Below are 21,159 nucleotides of genomic sequence, written 5' to 3'. Positions count from 1 at the left end.
GGCCGTGACGCAGCGGTCACCTGCGGCGGCCTCGGTGCGCAGGGCGGTGGTCTGTCGGCCCGGCGGCCTGGGCAAACAGGGCGGGCTCAGGCCCGGTCCGGTGCCTCCGGCGGCCAGTCGATGCCGTCGGCTTCGTCGTGCTGGACGACGGGTGCTCGGCGCTGCCCGGTGTTCGGCGGCGGGCAGCCCGTGACCACGGTGTGCGGCCGCCAGCGGTGGACCACTTCGGTCAGCCTGCCGACATCGAAGGTCTCGGCGACCTCTTCCAGGGCGGCGCGGAACTCGTGCTCGAACAGGCTTCGGTCGTCGACCTCCAGCGCGGCCCAGACGGCGGGCCCTGTCCGAGGCCTGCGAGGTTGCCGGATGGTGGAGCGCGAAGTCATCGTGATGTCCGTTTCCTCGGCGGTGTGCCGGAACCCGAACCCGTGTCCGTCGTTCGGTGACCCGCCGATCGAGGTCGCGTCGGCTCCTCGGGCAGTCCGGTCGCCTGCACCGCGAGGACCGAAGTCGGATTCAGTGCATCTGCTCGTTCTTGACGGTGGTGAGGAAGGCGTGGAAGGCCGCCGTGCCCAGTACTAAGGTGCCGCCTCGGCGGTTCTTCGTGTCGCGGATCACGATGGCGTCGCACCCGTGTCGCACCTCGACGCAGTTGTGTTGGCCACTTCGCGTGGACGTGCGCCAGCTCGGTGAAACCTTGCTCACGGTGACCTCCTGATGATGTTCTGTCACGGAGGGTACTGATTGTGGTCCTTCCGGGCCAGTGCTCGTTCGGGGGAATGGCCTAGCCGGGTTTTCGTGACGCAGCGTCGATTGCGATGGGGGCGATCACGGGTGCGCCCCTCGCATTCGGTGCCGCGTGGCGGTGCGCCGGAAACCCGTGATCACCACGTCCGGAGAGCCCCGATTCGTTGTGTGTCCGGCGGTGATGTCCGGTTCTGTCGACGGCAGCCCGGTCAATCCGGCTCCTCGACCGGGTTAAGGGCGAACTTCGCCCGATGAGGGACGGTGGTGGCCGACTGCGCGCCGAGGCCGGTCGGCGAGCACCGGTGCCCGCGGCGAGACCCGTGCGGCGACGGCCGCCCGCGCTCGCGACCACCGCGAGGCAGGCCGCCGTGATCGACCGACGCTCGGCCGCCCTCGGCCGCGATCTCGTGAGGTGCGTCGGCGAAAGACGGCCCGGCTGCCCGGCGTCGTCGTGCCGACCGGCTCGGCGGGCGACGAACTCGTCGCCCGCCGAGCACCCTCACCGCCGTGAGGAGGGCAGTGTGGACGGATCCACGGTGCGCTCGGCGAGACCGGAGCACCCCCACGACAGTGGGGAGAGGGTCTGCGAGGAACGTCGAGGAGAGCCCCGACCCACCCTGGAACACCCCCACTGACGTGGGGAGGGCGACCGCCGTCCTGACGGTCTCGGCCTGCCGGGCGGAACCCGGCGTCGGCATGGCGCACCCGGCCCGGATCGGCCGGATGTGCGAGGAGGGTACTCGTCCTGGCTGCTCAGCGGGAATGCGCCTTCCCACCGAATGTCGAGCCGAGTCGGGCTGTGGAGCGGGATCGGCGCAGGCAGACCGGGACGAGGGCGACCCGGTGCCGGGAACCGATTCGGGTCGATCGCGGGCCCGGTGCGCGGCGCCGCGCAGTCGAGGACAGGCCCCGGCCTGGGAGACGCCCCAGCAGCGGGCCCGGTCCAGCGGCGCCAAGGAAGCGGACGTCGGCGGACTCGGGCACCGACCGTGCCAGGGTGTACGGCACGCACAGGCCTGCCGCCTCCGCAGCCGGTGCCTGCTCGCCGTGCCGTCAGCCCGGTCGCCCCGTAGTCAGCTCGCCGTCTCCTCGCCGGTCTCCACGTCGGCCGATTCGTGTGGTGCCGCCGCCTGCGTCCGATTCCCGGAGATCAGCGCGGTCAGCTCCGCAGCCGCCGCGCCGTCCAGCCCGTCGAGCAGGGCCAGCGTGTCCTGCCTCGCCGTCCAGCCGACGGGCGGGTCCGCCGTCTCGATCAGCGTGGCGAGACGACGCAGGACCTGGTTTCGGCTCGTGTCGTCGTTGGACGCGGCGAAGCCCGATGCGGCCACCACGAGATGACGGTGCGCGGCCGAGGGCTCGCCGAGTTCGGCGGCCGTCCGGCCGCAGCCGAATGCCGCCTCGGCCGCCCACAACGGGACGTCGAGTCGGGTCGACAATGCCTCGGCCTCCCGGAAGGCGTCATAGGCCTCGGAGAACTGCCCCGCGATCTCCAGCGTGTCGCCGAGCCGCATCAGGGAGACGGCCAGGGAGTTGTCCTGGGTCCCGTCGTCCGCCTCGCGGAAGTACTCGGTGACCTCGTGCAGGAGCCGGATCGCCTCGGGAAGCCGCTTGAGCCTGCGCAGGGCGAGTCCGAGGAAGGACGCGGTGATGTGCTCGCCGAGTCGATAGTTCACCTGGCGGAACAGGGCCATCGCGGACTCGAAGAACTCGACGGCCGCCATCGGCCGGTCGGCGGTGAGCCTGGTCCGCCCGCAGTACTGGAGCGACCAGGCCTCCTCCCGCTCGTCGCCGACGTCACGCGAGGCGCGTAACGCCTCCTGATGCACGGAGTAGGCCTGATTCTGCTTGCCGGGCACTCGATTGAGCGCCCAGCCCAGGTAGTTGAGCTGCACCGCCTCGTCCAGCCTGCTGCCCAGCGCACGGGCCGCCGTGACTCCTCGCGCGAACACCTCCTGCCACAGGCCGCTCTCCGAACGGACGTCGGAATACCAGTGCAGGGCGCGGCATAACGCCAGTACCTCGGCGTGCCTGCCCGTGTCGGTCGCGTGGCGGAGGGCGGCGAGCCAGTTGGGCTGTTCGGCGTCGAGCCAGTTCCGTGCCTGGTCCAGGCTGTGGATCACCGCCACCGGCTGCGGCGCCTTCGGGGCCGGATGGCCGTCGAAACCCTCCGGGACGAAGAATCCCCCCGCGAGCACCCCGCTGTGCAGGAACCAGCCGGTGACCAGCCCCGCCAGCCGTCCGACGGTGCCGGGCGCCTCCTCCTCGGCCAGCCGCTCGCCTGCGAAGAGCCGCAGCAGGTCGTGCAGCACGTAGCGGTCGCCGACCGGTGCCGTGCCGAGGAGGCTCGCGTCGACCAGTTCCTCCAGGACGACCTCGACGACATCCGGGTCGGTCTCGGCCACCACCGAGGCCTGATCGACGTCGAAGTCCGACCCCGACAGCAGGGACAGCCTGCGGAAGACCCGGCGAACCGAGTGATGACACTGCCGATAGGAGACCTCGAATGCCGCCCGCACCTGGAGATCCCCGGCCGTCAGCGCGGTCAGCCGCCGCCGTTGATCGGACAACGCCGACACCAGGTAGCCGACGCTCCATCGCGGCCTGCTGGCCAGTCGATTGCCCGCGATCCGCAGCGCCAGCGGCAGGCAGCCGCTCAGCTGCGCGACCCTGGTCGTCGCCGCGGGCTCCCGTGCGGCCCGCTCCGGTCCGATGATCGATTCGAGCAGTTCGACGGCGCCCGACGGCGAGAGGACGTCGAGGAGCAGCCGGTGCACCGACTCCAGCCCGGAGAGCACCCGACGGCTGGTGAGCAGCACCATGCAGCCGGGGCCGCTGGGCAGCAGCGGCCGGATCTGTGCCTCGTCGCCGACGTTGTCCAGCACGAGCAGCACTCGGCGGTCGTGCAGCAGAGATCGATAGAGACCCGCCCGATCGTCGGTGTCGTCGGGAATCCGGGCCTGCTCCACGCCGAGCGCCAGCAGAAGCCTGCCCAGTGCCTGCCCCGGCGTCAGCCGCTCGGCGTCCATGCCTCGCATGTTCACGAAGAAGCGGGCGTCGGGAAACTCCTCGGCCAGCTCGTGGCCCGCCCGCACGGCCAGGGTCGTCTTGCCCACGCCCGGTGCGCCGAACAGGACGACGATCGTGGCGCCCCGATGGGTCTCCGCGGCGGTGGCCGCCGCCAGCCGCCGCAGTCTGCGCAGTTCGGTGCCGCGTTCGGTCAGGTCGCCGACCTCGGGTGGCAGATCACAGCGGAACCTGCCTTCGGTCGTCTGCAGGGGGACTGTCGACTGCTGTCCCGCCGTGTCGTCCGCCGAGGCGCCGGACGTCCGGCGGGAACGCCCGGTCGGCGGAGCCGTCGTCGCCGGGCCCTCCGCACCTGCGGACACGGCGGCGCCTGCGGTCGCCGAGCCGGTGGTCGCGGCACCGGAGGACCGGTGTCTCCCGGCCTTGGCCGCCGCCTCCAACTCCCTGGCGGCCGCCGGATCGAGCTCGAGGGCGTCGGTCAGCGCCGCGACGGTGCGACGCTGCGGGCCCAGGGCCCGCCCGCGTTCCATGTCGCTGATCGCGCGGACACTCAGCCCCGAGCGTGCTGCCAGCTCCTCCTGGGTGAGCTGTGCGGCGCGGCGACGACTGATCAGCAGGTCGCCGAAGACGGCAGGACGACCTGCCGCGGACGCGCCCGCGTTCGGCATTCTTCGCTCACCATCCGGACGCCACGTACGGGCTGCTCGTGTCGGCTCGACTCTCGTGGACATCCCCGCGGACGGAGACTTCGGCGTTTTCCGACGCGAGGCCGCCGCCGATGATCCTGCCGGCAGCGGTGTCGGCAGCATGGTCGGTGTTCGGTCTCGCGCACTTCTGCGGCGTGGATCACCGGCAGAAGTGCCCTCGGAGTTCTGCCGGTCCTCCTTCCTGGTCATTCAGGGAGCCACCGAGTTGCATGGAACCCATTTTAGCGCCGCCATCGGGCTCATTCCGATGCGGCAGTCAGCGTAATGCGATGCAGTCACGTGATTGCGAGCGCAAGCAGACTTCGGCATTCGGCGGCCCTCGGCGTGCCGAGGGGTGAGTCCGAATGCACGGCGACGAGGGAGAGGAGAGCGGATGAAGCCGTCCTGGGGGGGACTCGGCCAGGCGATCGGCAGACAATCGCTGGTCGCATCGAGAACGGCGGGCGAACGGATGGTCGTCCTGTTGGGACGAACGTGGGTGGTGCAGGACGAGGTGTACTCGCCTGCCTGTTCACCGTCCACAGAGGTCAGTACGGCCGCGCTGCCGTATCCGACGGGCGGGACCCTGCTGGAGATCGGCAGCGGCTGCGGCATCACCGCCGTGCACGGACTGCTCCACGGCCTCGCCACCGCCGTCGCCGTCGACATCAGTCCGCAGGCCGTCGCCAACACGAGACTGAATGCCGAACTGCACGGGGTCACCGAGCAGCTGACGGTCCTGCGCGGCTCGGTCTTCGAGCCGCTGGGTGCCGACGATCGTTTCGACCTGGTGTTCTGGAACGCGCCCTTCATCGAGGTCGCCGACGACCATGTGCACGACGGCGCGCTCAGCGCGGCCTACTTCGACCCCGGCCTGCGGGGCGTGCGTGCCTTCGTCGGCGGGGTCCGCTCCCGGCTTGCCCAGGGCGGCCGGGCGTTCCTCGGGTTCGACGACATCGGCGGTCGGGCCGTGCTCGGCGATCTCGCCGCCGAACACGGCTGGCGCCTGCGGATCGCGGCGTCCGAGGCGGCACCGCGTCGCGCCCTGGTGAACGGCGCCGCGGTGGAGATCGAGGTCGACCATCTGCTGTTCGAACTTGTCTGCGACGCGCCTGCCGCGCTGGTGCGGCCGAAGTCGGGCTCGTGGGACGCCTGCCCGGCCGGGCTGGGCGGATCTCGGCTGAGCCACGACGAAGGGCGCGATCATGTGGGTTCCTGACCGACAGTCCGGCAGAACCGGCGGAAGTACACAGTTCCGCAGGTGGATCTTCATGGCCTGCGGGCGGTCGGGGCGGTTGGGTGGGGGGTGGGAGCCTCCGCCCCGCGACGGCGCGGAGACGGTGCCTTCGGACGGGAGCGAGGATGCGAGCGATTCACCTGGCAATCGGCTCGGCGTCGTCGCGGCGAGTCCGGTCAGTCGTCGAGGATCACGACGCTTCCGTTGACGTGCACCAGTTCGACACAGCCTGCTGCCTGCTCGCCGGAGGCGGGGGTGCCGGGCTGGTCGCACTCCACGCGTACCGCGATGTCGGCGCTCTCGGGGACGTCGATCGGCGTCACCCAGTGGTAGTCCTGATTGCGGAAGGTCTCCAGGGCGATCGTCGCGACCACCGTCTCGTCGAAAGTGATCGTCACGATCCCCTCGTCACCTTGGAAGTTCGACACCAGGACGTCGGTGACGCGGAACAATCGGTCCGCCGCGACGGTGTGGACGCCCGTCTCGACGTCGCCCTCGTCGGTCTCGACCTCGATCGTGACCGAGAGCTGTTCGCCCTCGCCGAGACCGGGCCCACGCCCGTCGTCGCCGTCCTCGGACCCGCCGGGCCGACCGTCGGTCTCCGACCCGCTGTCAGCCTCCGAGTCCGGATCGCCGCCCGTGCCAGGGCTCGATTCGTCACCCGCGTCGGGGCCGGGCGGCGCCTGCGGGATCTCGCCCGCCTCCGCCATCTCCTCGGTGCGTTCCCGGGCGGCTTCGCGAGCGGCCGACTGCACGGCGGGCCGGACCAGGCCGAACCACAGCAGCAGCAGGGCCAGGAGCGCGCCCAACAGCCACAACAGCCAGCGCGGCAGTACGGCGAGGTGCACGAACTGGCCGTCCATCGTGACCGACGTCGGTTGCGCATCGACCGGTTCAGCCGCGTCGGCGGTCTCGACGATCGTCTCGGCGGTGTCCGCTGCCTCCGTTGTGCTCGGGGGGTCCGATGCGGTCACCACGGCCTGAAACGGTCGGACGACCGGTCGGCCGAACCACCTCAGCCGCCGGGCCGAGACGCGCAGCGCGATCTCCGCGCTCGCTCCCGCGTCGAGGGTCGTCGGCGCCGACGTGGTGGCGAACCGGAGCTGTTCCTCGCCATCGACGAACCGCAGATCGTCCGGCGCGATCAGCAGCGGCGTGTTGCCCCGATTTCGGGCGACCACCAGGTGACGAGCGCGGCGACGGGCCCGCCGGACCTGCGGCACCAACTCGGCGGTCAGCTCCCGGAAGGCCCGGACGACCACCGTCGCCTCCGGGACGGCCCTCGTCTCCGGCCGCTCCGCCGGGGTCACCAGGACGGCGAGCGGAATCTCGCCGACCGGGACCTCCGAGGACCGGGGCGGACGCAGGACGATCCGCACGGTCTCCGACGTCCCCGGATAGAGCGACAGCCGGGCGGGCTCCACCGTCGTCCACGGCGCGCACGCTCCGACCACCTCGAACTCGTACGCCTCGACGATGTCGCCGCCGTTGCGCACGGTGAGCATCGCGGTCGCCTCCTCACCGGGGGTGACGACCACGATGAGTGGTTCGAACTCCGCTGAGGTGGTCACAGTGCCGACGCTAGGCCGCAGGTCGCGTGCTTGGCAGGGCAGATCGCGCTGCTTGCCGGGCATTCATGGTGCCCGTTCTGCCGCCCGGCCCTGCCCCCTGCGGCCGGGAAGGCCGCCTGCCGACGTCGATCAGCCCGGGCGACCCGTCGCGGCGCCGAAGGACCCTCATGAGGAGGAAGACCGATGAGCATCGAACGAGTCCCGGTGGCCCTGTACGCGGAGGACCCGATCTCCCAGGCGGGCGTGACCTCTCAGCTGCGGTCACGCCCCGAGGTGGAGGTGCTGCGACTGCCGGAGGAGGAGTCGCGGGCGGCGGTGTCCCTGGTGGTCGTCGACCGGTTGGACGACGGCGCCACCCGACTCCTGCGGCGGCTGCGGCAGTCCGGGACGAGCAGAACCGGCCTGGTGGTCGGTCAGGTCGAGCAGAACGCGTTGTCCCTGGCCATCGAGTGCGGAGTGGCGGGCGTGCTCCGGCGGGTCGACGCCAGCCAGGACCGACTGGTGGACATGATCACGGCGGCCTCCCGAGGCGAGGGTGTGCTGCCCGGCGACCTCCTCGGCAGGCTCCTCGAACAGATGGGTCAGCTGCAGCGCAAGGTCCTCGATCCGCGCGGACTGACCATGTCGGCGCTGACCGCTCGGGAGATCGACGTTCTGCAACTCATCTCGGAGGGTTTCGACACCGGCGAGATCGCCACCAAGCTCTGTTATTCGGAACGGACGGTCAAGAACGTCCTCTACGAGGTCACTACGCGACTCCAATTGCGCAATCGAACCCACGCCGTCGCCTATGTCATGCGGCACGGACTGATCTGATCTCGCGGTGCCCGAAAGTCTCGACATGACTACCCCGTGCCCTGCCTGCGGCGTCTCGGCGGCCGAGTGCCGCCGGGACGAGAATCGATCGTGACGAGAGCCTGCTCGAATCGGTAGAGGACGGCGACGGTGATCCGGAAATCCCGTGCACGCGACCGATCTCGCGGTCGAGTCGTGCCCGTGATCTGGCTGCTGCTGCTCGGCCTGGCCGTGGCCCCGCCGCAACGCCCGGCCCAGGCACAGCAACCGCCTGCGGACGACCTCGTCGACCGGATCGCATTCGCGGGCACCGACCACCGCAGCCTCGGCGCGGTCCTCGATCCGCAGCCCGGCGGCACAGCCGCCTCCGAACCTCTGTTCGGCCCCGGCCCGGCCCACTTCGATCAGGACCCGGCGGCGCGGGGCGAGTGGCTGGTGTTCACCAGCCGACGAGACGAGGCCCGGCCGCAGGTCTACCTGCGGGCACCGGACGGCGGCGTCCGGCGGCTGACCCAGGGTCGGGACGCCGCCGCGCCCGAGCTGTCGCCGGATCTCGGCCGGGTCGTCTTCGAGTCGGCCGAGCCGACCGGCGACGGGACGGGCGTCCAGCGTGACCTGTGGGTGGTCGGGACCGACGGCGGCGGCCTTCGTCGCCTCACCGACACGCCCGCCGACGAGACCGGCCCGACCTTCTCGCCGGACGGTGCGACGATCGCGTTCAGCGCCGACCTCGGGGACGGGCGCGGCCGGGAGATCCATCGCCTGCCCGCGACCGGCGGGGCGGTCCTGCCGGTCACCGACGAGCCGACCGGGGCCGCCGTCGAACCGAGCTGGCATCCCGTCGACGACGTGATCGCCTACACCCTGGACTCCCCGACCGAGGATCGAAGCGTCCGGCTCGTCGAGGTGACCCAGCGCGAGGTGATTCCGCTGCTGGGCGGCGACTACGCATCCTGGACGAGCCGGGAGCCCGCCTGGGACTCCGACGGCGGCGCCGTGCTGTTCGTCAGCCGCAACCGGGTGCCCGACACGCCGGGCGAACCGGAGCTCGACGACGTCGACCGCGTCTACCGGGTGCCCTTCGGCGGCTGCCTGCCCGTCTGCGAAGCGCCGGAGCTGCTGTTACAGGAGGACCGGGCCGCCGACTCGCCCGCCTGGCTCGGCGGGGCGGACGGACCCCGGCTGGTCGTCGCCCGCACCAGCGCCGTCGACCAGCACACCGCCACCCTCCAGGACGTCCGGCCGACCGGCGCCGACCCCCGTGACCTGGGCGTCGCCGTCCTGCGGGAGGACCCGGCGATCACCGAGGACGCTCGCCGCATGTGGTATCCCAACCCGGGCTTCGATCCGTGGACGCATCGGCAGGCCTACTCGCCGGACGGTCGACAGCTCGTCCTCACTCGATTCGAGGACGGCCCCGCCGGACGGGTCCAACGGTTCTGGCTCGTCGACGCCGAGGGCACGAACCTTCGGCCGCTCCCGGTGGCCGACCGCGCCGCGACGGACTGGGAGACCGACGCGACCTTCTCCCCGGACGGTCGGTTCGTCGCCTTCGCCCGGCGCAGCCCCGGCGGCCTCCGCCCCGATGCCGGACCTGCCAGGATCGTCGTCGTCGCGGTGGACACCGGCGCCGTGCGCTTCGTCGTGACACCGCCGCCGGAGCAGGCCGACCAGGACGACACCCAGCCGACGTGGTCCCCGGACGGCAGCACGCTAGCCTTCACCCGAGGCCTGGTGACGGGCGGTTTCGACGACGAGGAGCGGGACGGGCACATCTGGACCGCCTCGGTCGCCGATCCGGACGCACAGACCGATCTCTCGGCACTCGCCTGCGGATTCGACTGCGACGTCGCCGACGACAGCGCCGCGTTCTCGCCGGACGGCTCGCGGATCGTGTTCAACCGGGAGCATGACGCACTGCTCACCGTGGACGTCGACGGCACGGACTGCGCGGTGCTGCTGCCTGCGGCGGGCGCCACCTGTCAGACCGAGCTGGTCACCGGGCCGACGACCGGCCCCTTCCAGCCGAGGGACGCCTCCTTCTCGCCCGACGGCGGGGCGCTGGTGCTCACCAGCAGGCGGGACGGCGATCCGCAGACGCCGGAGGGCCTGCAGATCCTCAGCCTGACCACCGGCGAGCTGACCCCGCTCGCCTGGGATCTGCCGGGCAGACAGAAGGAGCCCGGCTGGCGGCGCAGCGTGAACCTCTCGACCAGTGCGCCGCCGCCGCCCGGACCCGTCGAGGCGGGCGGCGAGGTCGAGATCCTCGTCCCGGTGGTGAACGAGGGCCCGTCGCCGTCGCCGACGACCGAACTGATCGTGACGATCCCGCCCGGACTGCGCCCCGTCGGGCTGACCGCCCCGCGCGGGGAGTGCGTGCTCGTGACGGCTCGCTGCGATCTCGGGCTGCTCGGGCCGGGGGAGTCGGTGCCGGTCGTCGTCGAGGTGGCGGGGCTCGACGAGGGCACGCACCGCGTCGACTGGACGGTCGGCGGGAGCGTGCTCGACGCCGATCCCGCCGACGACACCGCAGGCGTCTGGGTCGTCGTCGAGCCGCCCGACACCTCGCCGCCGCCGGAGCCGCCTCCGGAGCCGCCGCCCGGCCCGCCGCCTGCACCGCCCCCTGGCCCGCCGTCGGGGCCGCCGTCGGGTGTCCCGCCGTCGGCGCCCGTGGCGGCCGGGCCTCGGGTGTCCGTCGCGATCGACCCCGATCCGTCCTATGTGGGCGGTACGGCCGTCGTCACCTACACCGTCGGCAACCGAGGTCCGATCCCCGCCACCGGGCTGCGGCTGGCGCTCGGCCTGCCCGCCTCGGTTCCGCTGGAGCGGGGCTGGCCCGGCTGCTCGGCTACGGAGTGCCTGCTCGGCGACCTGATGCCCGGCGTCACCATCATGGTCCGGGTGACCCTCGCGCCGACCGAGGCGATACGCACCCCCGTCGCGGCCGTGCTGACCACCACGGGCACCGACGACGACCCGACCGACAACCGAGACGACGCCCTGCTGCGAGTGCTGCAGCCGCGCATCGTCGCGGTGCCCGACGTCGGCGATCCCGGCTTCGTGACCTCGGTGCGCGGCGTCGACTTCCCACCGGGGACTCCGGTCGAGCTGACCTGGGACCCCGGACAGACCGCCCCTGCGGCGCCGACCGTCCCCGGCGGCGACGGCACGTTCGCCGCTCAGCTTCTCGTAGTGCCCAAGGACCTGCTCGGGCCGAGGGTCATCACCGCCGCCGGGGCGGGATTCGGCTCGGTGACCACGGACTTCCTGGTCGTGGCGAGCACGATGAGTCCGCCCGACCTCGGCAGGCGGCGGTGAGGAGTCCGATCACCGGGCGGCTGCCGGTCGGGCGCGGTGTGACCAGCTCGTCCGCCGACCTGCCCGGCGACTCGCCCGGCGGGGCGGGGTGGCGGGACCGAGGTGCCTGCCGGGCCGCGGTCGGGTCGGCGGCACTGCGAGTGCAGGCAGAACCGCCCGCCTCGCCGAGGGCAGGAGAGGCGCGACGGTGATCCACGAGGTCGACGAGGGACTGCGCAGGCTGCTGACCGCCGAGGTCTTCCCCGGTGGGGAGATCGACGTGGCCTTCGACGCGCCGACGCGGGACTGGGCGGCGCGCCGGACGTCGCCCACGATCAACGTCTTCCTCTACGACATCCGCGAAGACGCCACCCGCCGTCGATCGAACCCGACGGCGGAGTTCGCCGCCGACGGACTGACGATCACCCGCCGAGAACCGCCGCGCTGGTTCCAGCTCTCCTACCTGGTGAGCGCGTGGACCACCCGGCCGCAGGACGAGCACCGGCTGTTGTCGGCGGTGCTGGGCTGCCTGATCCGACACGACGTGCTCCCCGCCGCGCACCTCGGCGGGACGCTGGCCGAACTCGGGCTGGGAGTGTCGCTCGACGCGGCGGGACCGGTGGGGGAGAACCGATCGGCCGCCGACCTCTGGTCGGCACTGGGCGGTGAGCTCAAGGCCGCCGTCGACCTCCGCGTCCTGGCTCCGATGGCCGGGGAGCAGACCACGACGGCGCCGCCGGTGACCGACGGGCTGATCATCCGCACCCGCGACGTGCACGGCGACACCGACTCCGCGCGCATCCGCAGGCTGCGCTACCAGGACATGGCCGAACCCGACGTCGTCACGCCGGTCGAGCAGGGCGACGGCTTCGGGCCGACCCGACCCCGACCGGAAGGCTCCCGAAGCAGGCGACGCAGGGGCCGCCTCCGATGACCGTGCCGGAGATTCGCGGAGCCTGCACCGGGATCCCGCCCGGCGAGCCCGGCTGCCACGGCGATGCGGCCCGCAACCTGACCGGGCAGGCCCCGGACCGGACCGGGGCGGGCGGCGATCGGGCCTGCGCGTCCTGCTCGGCGGCGGCCCCGTGACCGGCCGGGGCGAGGCGGCTGGCCCGACGGTGCGGGCTCGCGAGCTGCCCGATGCGGCCGCGCCTGCGGTCGACGACGGAGCCTCGGCCGAGATCGGCCGCGACGCGGACGCGGGGACGCCGAGGTCCGCCGCCGCCGAGCCCGCACCGAACGACGGGGCAGGCTCGGCGGCGGCCGAGCAGCGGGGACTGCGCGACCTGCTGCGCAGACTCGCCGCCGTGGAGGAGCAGGTCCGAGGGCTGGTGGCAGCTCGACGCGCGGCCGACCCCGAGCCCGCCGACCCGTACCGAGGGCTGTATCTCTCGGAGGAGGCCGTGCTGCGCATCCTCGCCGACCGGCCTGCACCGCCCGCCGGGACGAACGGGGACGATCGGCCGTCGACTGTGGACGACGAACTTCCGGCGACGAGACTGGGAGTGCTGGCCCGGCGATTCGGCCTCTCCCGGCTCGACGTCGACCTGCTGCTGATCGCGCTCGCCCCCGATCTGGACGGTCGGTTCGAGCGGCTCTATGCCTACCTCAACGACGACGTCACCCGCAGGCGGGCCACCGTCGCGCTCGCGCTGGAGCTCGCCGACCTGCCGCAGGCGGGTCGCGGCCGGTTCCGGCTCGCCCCCGACGCGCCGTTGATCGCGGGCGGGCTGCTCCGTGTCGAGGAGACCGACCGGCCGATGCTCAGCCGATCGCTGCGGGTGCCGGACCGGGTGGTCGCCCACCTGCTCGGGCACGATGCCCTGGACGCCGACCTCGCCGGGCTGCTGCGGCTCGTCGCCACGGACTCGCGCCGGACCGGCGGCGGTGAACCCGATGCGCTGCCCGCCCGGCTGGCCGCCGTGCTCGCCACCGGAACGCGGCTGCTCTACCTGCATGCCCCCGACGGCGACGGTGCCGCATCGGCCGTCGCCACGCTCGCCGCAGCCCGCCGGGACGCGCTGGTGATCGATGCGACGCGATTGATCCAGGTCACCGAGTCCTCGGCGCTGCGAGACCTGCTGCTGCTCGTCGCCAGGGAGGCGCGGCTGCGGGGTGCGGGCCTGATCCTCGGCCCGGTCGAGACGCTGGACCCCGCCCGCCCGGAGCGCCGCCCGCTGCTGCCCGCGTTCGCCGCCCTCGCCGAGTGGATTCCGGTGCTGCTGCACGGTGTTCGAGGCTGGGACCCGCAGTGGACGGAGGATTCGCCGATCACCGTGGCCGTTCCGGTTCCGACCTCGGATGATCGGGCGGCACTGTGGCGCGACGCCGTCGCCGAGATCACGGGCGGCCGACTCACCGGAGCGGAGGTGCCCGGCGGCCTGCTCGCGGGTTACCGACTCGGCGCCGAGCAGGTGCGGCAGGCCGCGCGGACCGCCGCCGGGCTCGCCGTCGTCGACGGCGGCCCGCTGACCCCGGCGCACCTGCGGGCCGGGGTGCGCGCCCAGAACGCCGCCGGGCTGGAACGGCTGGCGCGGCGCATCACTCCCGACGTCGGCTGGGACGATCTGGTCCTGGCCGACTCGACCCGCAGCAGGCTGCACGAGCTGTCGCTGCGGGCCGCCCACCGCGAGACGGTGCTGGGTCGCTGGCGGATGCGCCCCGGCGGCGGGCGCGGGCGCGGCGTGCTCGCCCTGTTCGCGGGCGAGTCCGGCACCGGCAAGACGATGTCGGCGGAGGTGCTCGCCGCGCAGCTCGGCCTTGACCTCTACGTGGTGGACCTGGCGACGGTGGTGGACAAGTACGTGGGGGAGACCGAGAAGAACTTGGAGCGGATCTTCACCGAGGCGGCGGGGGTCAACGGCGTCCTGCTGTTCGACGAGGCCGACGCGATCTTCGGCAGGCGATCGGAGGTCAAGGACTCGCACGACAAGCACGCCAACATGGAATCGGCCTATCTGCTGCAACGCATGGAGTCCTTCGACGGCATCGCGGTGTTGACCACGAACCTGCGAGCGAACCTGGACGAGGCCTTCATCCGCAGACTCGACGTGGTCGCCGACTTCCCGATGCCCGCCGCGAGCGCCAGGCTCGCCCTGTGGGATCGCTGCCTCGGCACCCGACTGCCCAGGGCCGACGACATCGACCTGCCGTTCTGCGCGGAGTCCTTCGAACTGTCCGGCGGCTCGATTCGCGCCTGCGCGATCAGCGCCGCCTATCTGGCCGCCGAGGCCGACCGGCCGGTGCGCATGGCCGACCTGATCAACGCGGTCCGCCGGGAGTACCGCAAACTCGGCAGGCTGCTGCTGGACGCCGAGTTCGGGCCGTGGCTGTCGAGTTGAGGGCCGGTCCGTGATCCTGCTCCGTCGGGAGCGGGATCGGCGTGGCCGAACTGCACGGCGACCGGCGAGAGCCATGGCGGAGTGATGGTGACCGACGATGCCCCCGCAGATCGCCGCGCGGGCCCGCGCAACAGGAGGGCAGGGACCGAATCTCCGGGCCTGCGGACGAGCCGCCGTCGTGGATCAGTCCCGCCGCACGTCGGCTCCCGGCGCGGCGGGGCGGCCGGGAACCAGCGTGCGGGCGGCGGCGCGCACCACCGCGTCCGTCACGGCGGCCAGCGGCGGGGAGTCGAGCCGCCAGTGCTGCCAGTACAGGGCGACGTCCACCGGGTGTTCAGGCGCCAGCTCCACGAGCGCCGCAGGCCTGCGGAGTGCCGCGACCTGCATCGTCGGCAGCATCCCCCAGCCCATCCCGTTCACCACGGCCTGACAGAACACCGCCGACTCCGGGATCACGTGTCGCACCGGACCCCGCATCTCCTGTCCGGTGATCCTGCGCAGGAAACCGTCCTGGAGGTCGTCCTTCGTGTCGAACACGATCATCGGCGCTTCGGGGAGCACCTGCTCGAGCGGCCCGTGCGCCAGCCTGCGCGCGACGAACTCGGGGGACGCCATGGCCTGATACCGCATGTGCCCCAGCAGCCGGACCGTGCAGCCCTGTACGGGCCGGGCCGAGGAGGTGACCGCCGCCATCACCACCCCCTGCCGAAGCAGTTCGGCCGTGTGGTCCTGATCCTCGCGGCGGAGGTCGAACCGGATGCGCATCCCGGCGGGCTCGGGGTCGAGCGCGTCCAGGAACCAGGTGGCCAGCGAGTCGGCGTTGACCGCGACGGAGATCGTGGTCGGCTGACCGCTGCCCGCCGTGCCGAGACCGGCCAGTGCGTCGCCCGCGAGCAGCGTGAGCTGCCGGGCGTACCGGGCGACGATCGCGCCCGACTCGGTCAGCCGGACCGGCTTGGACCGGATGAGCAGGACTCGGCCGGTCTTCTGCTCCAGCAGCTTGATCCGCTGGCTGACCGCCGACGGCGTCAGATGCAGCACCCGCGCCGCCGCGTCGAAGGTGCCCTCGTCGACGGCCGTCACGAGCGTGTGCACCAGCTCGGCGGGCAGATCAGGCATCACGAACGCTGATGATACTGAAGAATCCTTAGCTGTACTGATGCGAGCCGTCGACCTAGCGTCGACCCATGCCCGTCGTGACTCCCGTCGTCGCCGGCCTGGGTGCCGGCCTGTCCCTCATCGTCGCCATCGGTGCGCAGAACGCCTTCGTGCTGCGCCAGGGCATTCTCCGCAGGCACGTCCTGCCGATCGTCGCGATCTGCATCGCCTCCGACCTCGTGCTCATCGCCCTCGGCGTGACCGGGGTGACCGCCGTGCTGGAACGGATCCCCGCCGCCGCGACCGTGGTCCGCTGGCTGGGCGCGGCCTTCCTCCTCGGCTACGGCCTGCTGGCCGCCCGCCGCGCCCTGCGCCCGGCGTCGCTCGATCCCGCGAACGCCGCCCCCGTCGAGTCCTGGCGGGTCGCGGTCCTGACCTGCCTCGCCGTGACCTGGCTGAACCCCCACACCTACCTGGACACGGTGCTGCTGCTCGGCACCGTCGGCAACAGCTGGCAGGACCAGCGCTGGTGGTTCGGCGCGGGCGCGATGGCGGGCAGCGTGCTGTGGTTCGTCGCCCTCGGCTTCGGTGCGGGCCTGCTGCGCGGCTTCTTCACCAGGCCTGCGTCGTGGCGGGTGCTCGACTCCCTGGTGGCGGCGACGATGCTGACGCTGGGCGTGCTGCTGATCGTGCGGGGCGGCTGAGCTGAATCCGGCGGCTCTCTGTTCGTCCGCTTGCGCGGTCGTGGGCGGACGACCGCGAGATCGATCTGCTGATCGCGGCCTAGACTGATCGCAAGTGAAGGAGAATTCAGTTACCGGCCAGTAGAATGCCTGGTCAGGAAGCGTCTGCCCCGCGTACGCGGGGGTGTTCCCTCGTACTCGATCCCTTCGCGCTGCTCCGGCTTGTCTGCCCCGCGTACGCGGGGGTGTTCCGGATCAGCAGGTGCGCGTCCGCGAACCGGCGGTGTCTTCCCCGCGTACGCGGGGGTGTTCCCGCTGCGCCAGCAGGGATGAGCTGACGGAACATGTCTTCCCCGCGTACGCGGGGGTGCTCCGTCGGCCTGGGTGGTCGAGGCGGTCAGCGTCTGGTCTTCCCCGCGTACGCGGGGGTGTTCCAGACACCAAGCTCTCGAACCTTGATCGAGGGCAGTCCTCCCCGCGTACGCGGGGCTGTTCCGGTTGTGCTGCTGCCGGGCTCGACAAAGCAGCGTCCGTGTTTTCGTTCTGTGCTGACTGCCCAGTCGATCCCGGCATGTTCCCGACCCGCTGACCTCGAGTCGCCGACGTCGAATTCGTGCCCCGGCCTCGCGCAGATGTCGGCGGGGACCGCGTCCGCGCGCCGTTCGGAGAACGTGTGGCAGGCCGTTCTCCCGAGAATCCCAGCCGGGAATCCCAGCCAGGCACCGCAAAGACCCCGCCAGCCTGTTCTGGGACTGCCACACCGTCGTCGATCCTCGCCCGGTCGCGTTCTGCCGAGAACGGACTCGGACGGGCACTGTGAATCCGGTGTATAACTCAGGTGTATAGTCAGCTCGACGCTAGTTCGGAACCGTCGGGGGCGGCGAAGGCATCCCCGGCGAAACACCGCGGTGGCCTGCGGTTCTCTCTGGCGGCCGAACGGCCGATGCCGTCCACGGTTCGATCACGGCGGCGGCATCGGCGAAAGATCGTCTTTCCGGCCTGTTCCTCGCGGTGTCATGCAACGTGCGATGTGAGACAGGCGTCTAGGTGAGCGATACCCATCCATGAATTTGGGGGCAGATGGTGCGCAAGCACAGCTTCTTCAGCGCTCTCGCGCTCGGAGTCGTGACGGTGACGGTGACGACGGCATGCTCGTCGTCCACACCGGACGCACAGAATCCCGATTTAGCCCAGCGCGGCACGATCATGACCACTGCGACGCCGAGTAGACAGGACCTCACCAGCCAGCTCAGCCTGAACGCTCAGGTCACGATGAATCCCGTCTTCGGTCTGGTCGCCCCCGTGGACGGCGAGGTGCGATTCTTCGATCTCGTCCCCGTGACGGGAACGCCCACCATCGCGACGCGGGTGGCCAACATCTGGAACGGCAACGGAGCCACGCCGGTCGACATCCCGGCGGGCGCGGCCTTCGCGGGCAGGCTCGTGGAGGAGAGCGCCGACGTCAGAGCGGACATGCCGATCGTGTCGGCGCGGCTGGGCGGCTACGGCATCGTCGCCGAGGTCACCGGTGAGCAGGCCTATCAGATCAGCGACGCGCTCGCCTCGGTGGAGGCACAGATCAAGAACGGCCCCGGCCCGTTTCCCTGCACGGTGCTGGGCACGATCGCCGCGCTGCCCGCCGGGACGATCCCGGAGCCGGAGTCGGACGACACCGAGGACAGCGGAGACACCGGAGACGCCGAGGCGCCGGGGGACGACGCGGGTGCGGGCGCCGGTGCAGGCGCTGGCGCCCCGGAGCTGCGTCCCGGTCAGCAGCCGTCCGAGGCGACGCCGATGCAGGTCGTGTGCGCGGCCCCCGACGACGTGCAGCTGATCAACGGCGCCGCCGCGACGCTGGAGCTGATCAGCGAGCGAGTCACCGACGCCCTGGTGGTTCCGGTCGAGGCCGTCGCGGGTGCGCAGGGCCGGGGGCGCGTCGACGTGCTCGACGCGGACGGCGAACGACGGACCACCGACGTTGAGCTGGGGCTCAGCGACGGCGAGGTGATCGAGATCGTCTCCGGTCTCACCGGTGACGAGACGCTGGCCGTGCCCGGACCGAGCATCCCGCCCGGCGAGGACCTGCCCGGTGGCGAGGGTGCGAGCCCGGATGAGAGCGGGGCGCCGCAGCCGTGATCACGGACGACGTGACCCAGCAGCTGCCGCGAGTGGAACCGTTGACCGGGCAGCTCCACCCCCGACTGATCCACCTCGCCGGCCTCACGAAGACCTTGAAGGGGCAGGGCGAGCCGCGCAACATCCTCACGGACGTCGACCTCACGGTCCACGGCGGGGAGAGCGTGGCGATCCTCGGCCGCTCCGGCTCCGGCAAGAGCACGCTGCTCAGCCTCATCGGCCTGTTCGACCGGGCCGACGGCGGCACCTACCACCTGGGCGATCAGGACATCACCAGACTGCCCGAGCGAAGGGCCGCCGCGTTGCGCAGCGCCGAGTTCGGCTTCGTCTTCCAGCGCTTCTTCCTGCTCAAGCACCTGACTGCGGCCCAGAACGTCGCGATGGCGCTGGTCAACGGGCAGGGCTGGCTGCCGCGTCGCAAGCGGCGGGCGAAGGTGGAGGCCGCGCTCGAACAGGTCGGCATCGCGCATCTGGCCAAGCAGAAGCCGCCCCGGATGTCCGGCGGCGAGCAGCAGCGGGTGGCGATCGCGCGGGCCCTCGTGCGCGAGCCGAGGATCGTGCTGGCCGACGAACCGACCGGAGCCCTCGACACCGAGACGGGACGCATCGTCATCGACGCCCTGCTGGAGACGACCAACCGAGGCTGCGCCCTCGTCCTGGTCACCCACGACCACGCGCACGCCGCCCGGATGGGGCGCATCGTCCAGCTCGACTCGGGCAGGCTCGTCGAGTCGAGCGGGGAGGCCGTCGCGTGATCGGTACGTCGGGGCGGCTGCGGTCGTCGCTCATCATTGGCGGGCAGGGCATCCGGGCGCGCAAGCTGCGCACCTTCCTGTCCATGGTCAGCCTGTTCCTCGGCGTGCTCGCCGTCGTCGCCGTGCAGGCAGGCGCGGAGATCGCGCAGCGAGCCATGCTCGCCGACATCGAGTTGCTGGAGGGTGTGGACGGCACGACGCGGGTCTACCTGCCGCGGCACGAGAGCAGCACCGGGATCGCGCAGGACCTGCTGGCCGGGCGCGACGACGCCGTGGCCGTCAGCTCGGAGAGCGCGATCATCGGGGAGCCGGGCGTCGCGCCGATCAATCCGGGTGCCACCCCGCTCGACATGCCGGGTTCCTACGGCGGCATGACCTACTGCGACGCCTCCGGCTGTTACGACGAGCCCGATCCCAACGCAGGTCTGCCCACCGGCCAGGCCATCGAGCTGATGCTGACCTCGCTGTCCGGCGACCTCACCACGTTCCGGCCCTTCCGGCCGATCTCGGGCGACTGGCTGGACTTCGAGGGCGAACCCTCCTTCGCGCCGCGCATCGTCCTCAACGAGCACGCCGCCGAGGGCTTCGAGATGCACGACATCCCCGGTGAGATGCGGGTGCCGAGCGCGACCGCCAACCTGACCCCGCAGATCGTCGGCGTCGTCGACGACGGCGGCTGGGGCCCCGCCGCCTACGTCCGGGCCGACGAGATGTTCAACTGGCAGCCGACCGGCGACGACGCGGCGGGCACCGAGCCCGGCAACGTCGAGGTGTACCTGTCGCCCGCGGCCGCCGACGTCGAGCAGCTGCTGCGCAGCAGGCTCTCGGCCGCCGGTGCGAACACCGACGAGATGGGCTCCTGGGTGATCACCTCGCGCGCCGACGCCGAGGATCAGCTGGCGATGATGCAGATGGTGTTCCTGGGACTCGCGGCGCTGGTCCTGCTCATCGGCATCGCAGGCATCCTCAACGTCGGGCTGGCGACCGTCGGGGAGCGGATCGAGGAGTTCGCGCTCCGACGAGCGGTGGGCACCTCCCGCATGCTGCTTGCCGGGATCGTGCTCGCGGAGACCCTGTTGACCGGGCTCATCACCGCAGCTGCGGCGATCGGTGTGGGAGCCGTCGGCATCCAGGCCATCTCGATGATCATGGGCGGCAGCAATCCCGCGCTGGCCGATCTGGCCTTCCCCTGGCAGGCAGGAGTCTCCGGTGTCGTCGCGGGGCTGATCGCGGGCATTCTGGGCGGGCTGATCCCGGCGATCCGGGCCGCCCGCATCCCGATCGCCACGGTGATGCGCGCCTGACGGCAGCGCTCGTCGCACGATGCCCCGGCCGCCCTCGGCGCCGGGGCATCGTCCGCGTCTGAGCCGGTGTTCGCGGGTGCTGATGTCGAGGCGATGCCGGGATGCACCTGCCTCCGCGTCGACGAGCGCCGACGAGCAGGCCCGGGGCCGGGCGGCGGCGCGTCGACGCCGTCTGGAGGCCGCCCGGGTCGGATCGGCGGCCGATGAGCGGGACCGCCGTCCACATCGGACACCGACCCGCTCGAACGCAGGACCGGACCACTCGTCCGGAGACCCGCCTCCGCCGCTTCCGGCTCGTCGATCGAGAGCGCCCGGTCTCGGCCCGCCGAGCCTGCTCGGTCCCGCCGTCGATCGGCGCCCGTGGCGTGGGCCGGGGATCGCCCGGAACACCGCCACAGCGACTCCCCGGCGCGGTTCGTCTCGCTTCCGTCGCCCCTTGATGCCGACGCGATCACGGCGTCCGAGCCAGGCCCCGGCAGGGAGACGGC

The 21,159-nt window shown here is 72.0% G+C and carries 15 protein-coding genes and 1 CRISPR repeat array; of the genes, 10 read left to right on the top strand and 5 right to left on the bottom strand.

The window, feature by feature from the left end:
- Positions 1-86: 86 nt before the first annotated feature.
- From UA75_RS21405 to UA75_RS21395, 3 genes are all read right to left on the bottom strand, one after another.
- Positions 87-383 (bottom strand): DUF6247 family protein, encoded by a 297-nt coding sequence (locus UA75_RS21405; RefSeq protein ID WP_075741783.1) that lies wholly within the window; start codon positions 381-383, stop codon positions 87-89.
- Between the two features lie 130 nt (positions 384-513).
- Positions 514-702, bottom strand: coding sequence for a DUF397 domain-containing protein (locus UA75_RS21400; RefSeq protein WP_075744049.1), 189 nt, complete (start codon positions 700-702; stop codon positions 514-516).
- Between the two features lie 1,115 nt (positions 703-1,817).
- A complete protein-coding gene (locus UA75_RS21395; RefSeq protein ID WP_075741782.1) occupies positions 1,818-4,436 on the bottom strand; it encodes a helix-turn-helix domain-containing protein in 2,619 nt (872 codons plus the stop codon).
- Between the two features lie 412 nt (positions 4,437-4,848).
- Here UA75_RS21395 and UA75_RS21390 point away from each other — a divergent pair, with 412 nt between their 5' ends.
- Positions 4,849-5,673 (top strand): 50S ribosomal protein L11 methyltransferase, encoded by an 825-nt coding sequence (locus tag UA75_RS21390; RefSeq protein WP_075741781.1) that lies wholly within the window; start codon positions 4,849-4,851, stop codon positions 5,671-5,673.
- 194 nt (positions 5,674-5,867) lie between these two features.
- Here UA75_RS21390 and UA75_RS21385 read toward each other — a convergent pair whose 3' ends face one another.
- Positions 5,868-7,262 carry a hydrolytic protein gene (locus tag UA75_RS21385; protein WP_198042801.1) on the bottom strand — a complete coding sequence of 465 codons (1,395 nt, stop codon included), beginning with the start codon at positions 7,260-7,262 and terminating at the stop codon, positions 5,868-5,870.
- 183 nt (positions 7,263-7,445) lie between these two features.
- On the opposite strand from UA75_RS21385, the gene UA75_RS21380 reads away from it, so the two are divergent.
- The 5 genes from UA75_RS21380 to UA75_RS21360 all read left to right on the top strand — a co-directional run bounded on the left by UA75_RS21380 (position 7,446) and on the right by UA75_RS21360 (position 14,695).
- Positions 7,446-8,078 carry a helix-turn-helix transcriptional regulator gene (locus UA75_RS21380; RefSeq protein WP_083683427.1) on the top strand — a complete coding sequence of 211 codons (633 nt, stop codon included), beginning with the start codon at positions 7,446-7,448 and terminating at the stop codon, positions 8,076-8,078.
- A gap of 180 nt (positions 8,079-8,258) precedes the next feature.
- Positions 8,259-11,375: a hypothetical protein gene (locus UA75_RS21375; protein WP_232237355.1), complete on the top strand. Its 3,117-nt coding sequence runs from the start codon at positions 8,259-8,261 to the stop codon at positions 11,373-11,375.
- A 187-nt stretch (positions 11,376-11,562) separates the two neighbouring features.
- Positions 11,563-12,288: a DUF4255 domain-containing protein gene (locus UA75_RS21365; RefSeq protein ID WP_075741778.1), complete on the top strand. Its 726-nt coding sequence runs from the start codon at positions 11,563-11,565 to the stop codon at positions 12,286-12,288.
- On the top strand, positions 12,285-12,443 hold the full coding sequence (locus UA75_RS33290) for a hypothetical protein (RefSeq protein WP_157434346.1): 159 nt from the start codon (positions 12,285-12,287) through the stop codon (positions 12,441-12,443). Before UA75_RS21365 ends, UA75_RS33290 begins: the two co-directional genes overlap by 4 nt.
- A gap of 188 nt (positions 12,444-12,631) precedes the next feature.
- On the top strand, positions 12,632-14,695 hold the full coding sequence (locus UA75_RS21360; protein WP_075744047.1) for an ATP-binding protein: 2,064 nt from the start codon (positions 12,632-12,634) through the stop codon (positions 14,693-14,695).
- Positions 14,696-14,878: 183 nt separating this feature from the next.
- Here the strand turns inward: UA75_RS21360 and UA75_RS21355 are convergent, their stop codons facing one another.
- On the bottom strand, positions 14,879-15,817 hold the full coding sequence (locus UA75_RS21355) for a LysR family transcriptional regulator ArgP (protein ID WP_232237354.1): 939 nt from the start codon (positions 15,815-15,817) through the stop codon (positions 14,879-14,881).
- 65 nt (positions 15,818-15,882) lie between these two features.
- Between UA75_RS21355 and UA75_RS21350 the strand changes: the two genes are divergently transcribed.
- The 4 genes from UA75_RS21350 (at position 15,883) to UA75_RS21335 (ending at position 20,671) form a co-directional block, all read left to right on the top strand.
- On the top strand, positions 15,883-16,497 hold the full coding sequence (locus tag UA75_RS21350; protein ID WP_075741776.1) for a LysE/ArgO family amino acid transporter: 615 nt from the start codon (positions 15,883-15,885) through the stop codon (positions 16,495-16,497).
- 147 nt (positions 16,498-16,644) lie between these two features.
- A CRISPR array of direct repeats spans positions 16,645-16,972; the repeat unit is 23 nt; unit sequence CCCCGCGTACGCGGGGGTGTTCC.
- 584 nt (positions 16,973-17,556) lie between these two features.
- Complete coding sequence (locus tag UA75_RS21345; protein WP_232251104.1) at positions 17,557-18,612, top strand: efflux RND transporter periplasmic adaptor subunit; 1,056 nt, start codon at positions 17,557-17,559, stop codon at positions 18,610-18,612.
- A gap of 11 nt (positions 18,613-18,623) precedes the next feature.
- On the top strand, positions 18,624-19,367 hold the full coding sequence (locus tag UA75_RS21340; protein ID WP_232251103.1) for an ABC transporter ATP-binding protein: 744 nt from the start codon (positions 18,624-18,626) through the stop codon (positions 19,365-19,367).
- Positions 19,364-20,671, top strand: a complete 1,308-nt coding sequence (locus tag UA75_RS21335) for an ABC transporter permease (protein WP_075741775.1) — start codon at positions 19,364-19,366, stop codon at positions 20,669-20,671. The genes UA75_RS21340 and UA75_RS21335 overlap by 4 nt, the downstream gene beginning before the upstream one ends.
- The last annotated feature ends 488 nt before the right edge of the window (positions 20,672-21,159 follow it).

Source organism: Actinoalloteichus sp. GBA129-24 (assembly GCF_001941645.1).
GTDB lineage: Bacteria > Actinomycetota > Actinomycetes > Mycobacteriales > Pseudonocardiaceae > Actinoalloteichus_A > Actinoalloteichus_A fjordicus.
This window is presented reverse-complemented; position numbering and strand designations above follow the sequence as displayed.

Bases quoted from the DNA above. Each gene is read 5' to 3' on its own strand.
- UA75_RS21405 (WP_075741783.1), bottom strand. From the start codon at position 383: ATGACTTCGCGCTCCACCATCCGGCAACCTCGCAGGCCTCGGACAGGG.
- UA75_RS21395 (WP_075741782.1), bottom strand. From the start codon at position 4,436: ATGCCGAACGCGGGCGCGTCCGCGGCAGGTCGTCCTGCCGTCTTCGGC.
- UA75_RS21390 (WP_075741781.1), top strand. From the start codon at position 4,849: ATGAAGCCGTCCTGGGGGGGACTCGGCCAGGCGATCGGCAGACAATCG.
- UA75_RS21380 (WP_083683427.1), top strand. From the start codon at position 7,446: ATGAGCATCGAACGAGTCCCGGTGGCCCTGTACGCGGAGGACCCGATC.
- UA75_RS33290 (WP_157434346.1), top strand. From the start codon at position 12,285: ATGACCGTGCCGGAGATTCGCGGAGCCTGCACCGGGATCCCGCCCGGC.
- UA75_RS21350 (WP_075741776.1), top strand. From the start codon at position 15,883: ATGCCCGTCGTGACTCCCGTCGTCGCCGGCCTGGGTGCCGGCCTGTCC.
- UA75_RS21345 (WP_232251104.1), top strand. From the start codon at position 17,557: ATGGTGCGCAAGCACAGCTTCTTCAGCGCTCTCGCGCTCGGAGTCGTG.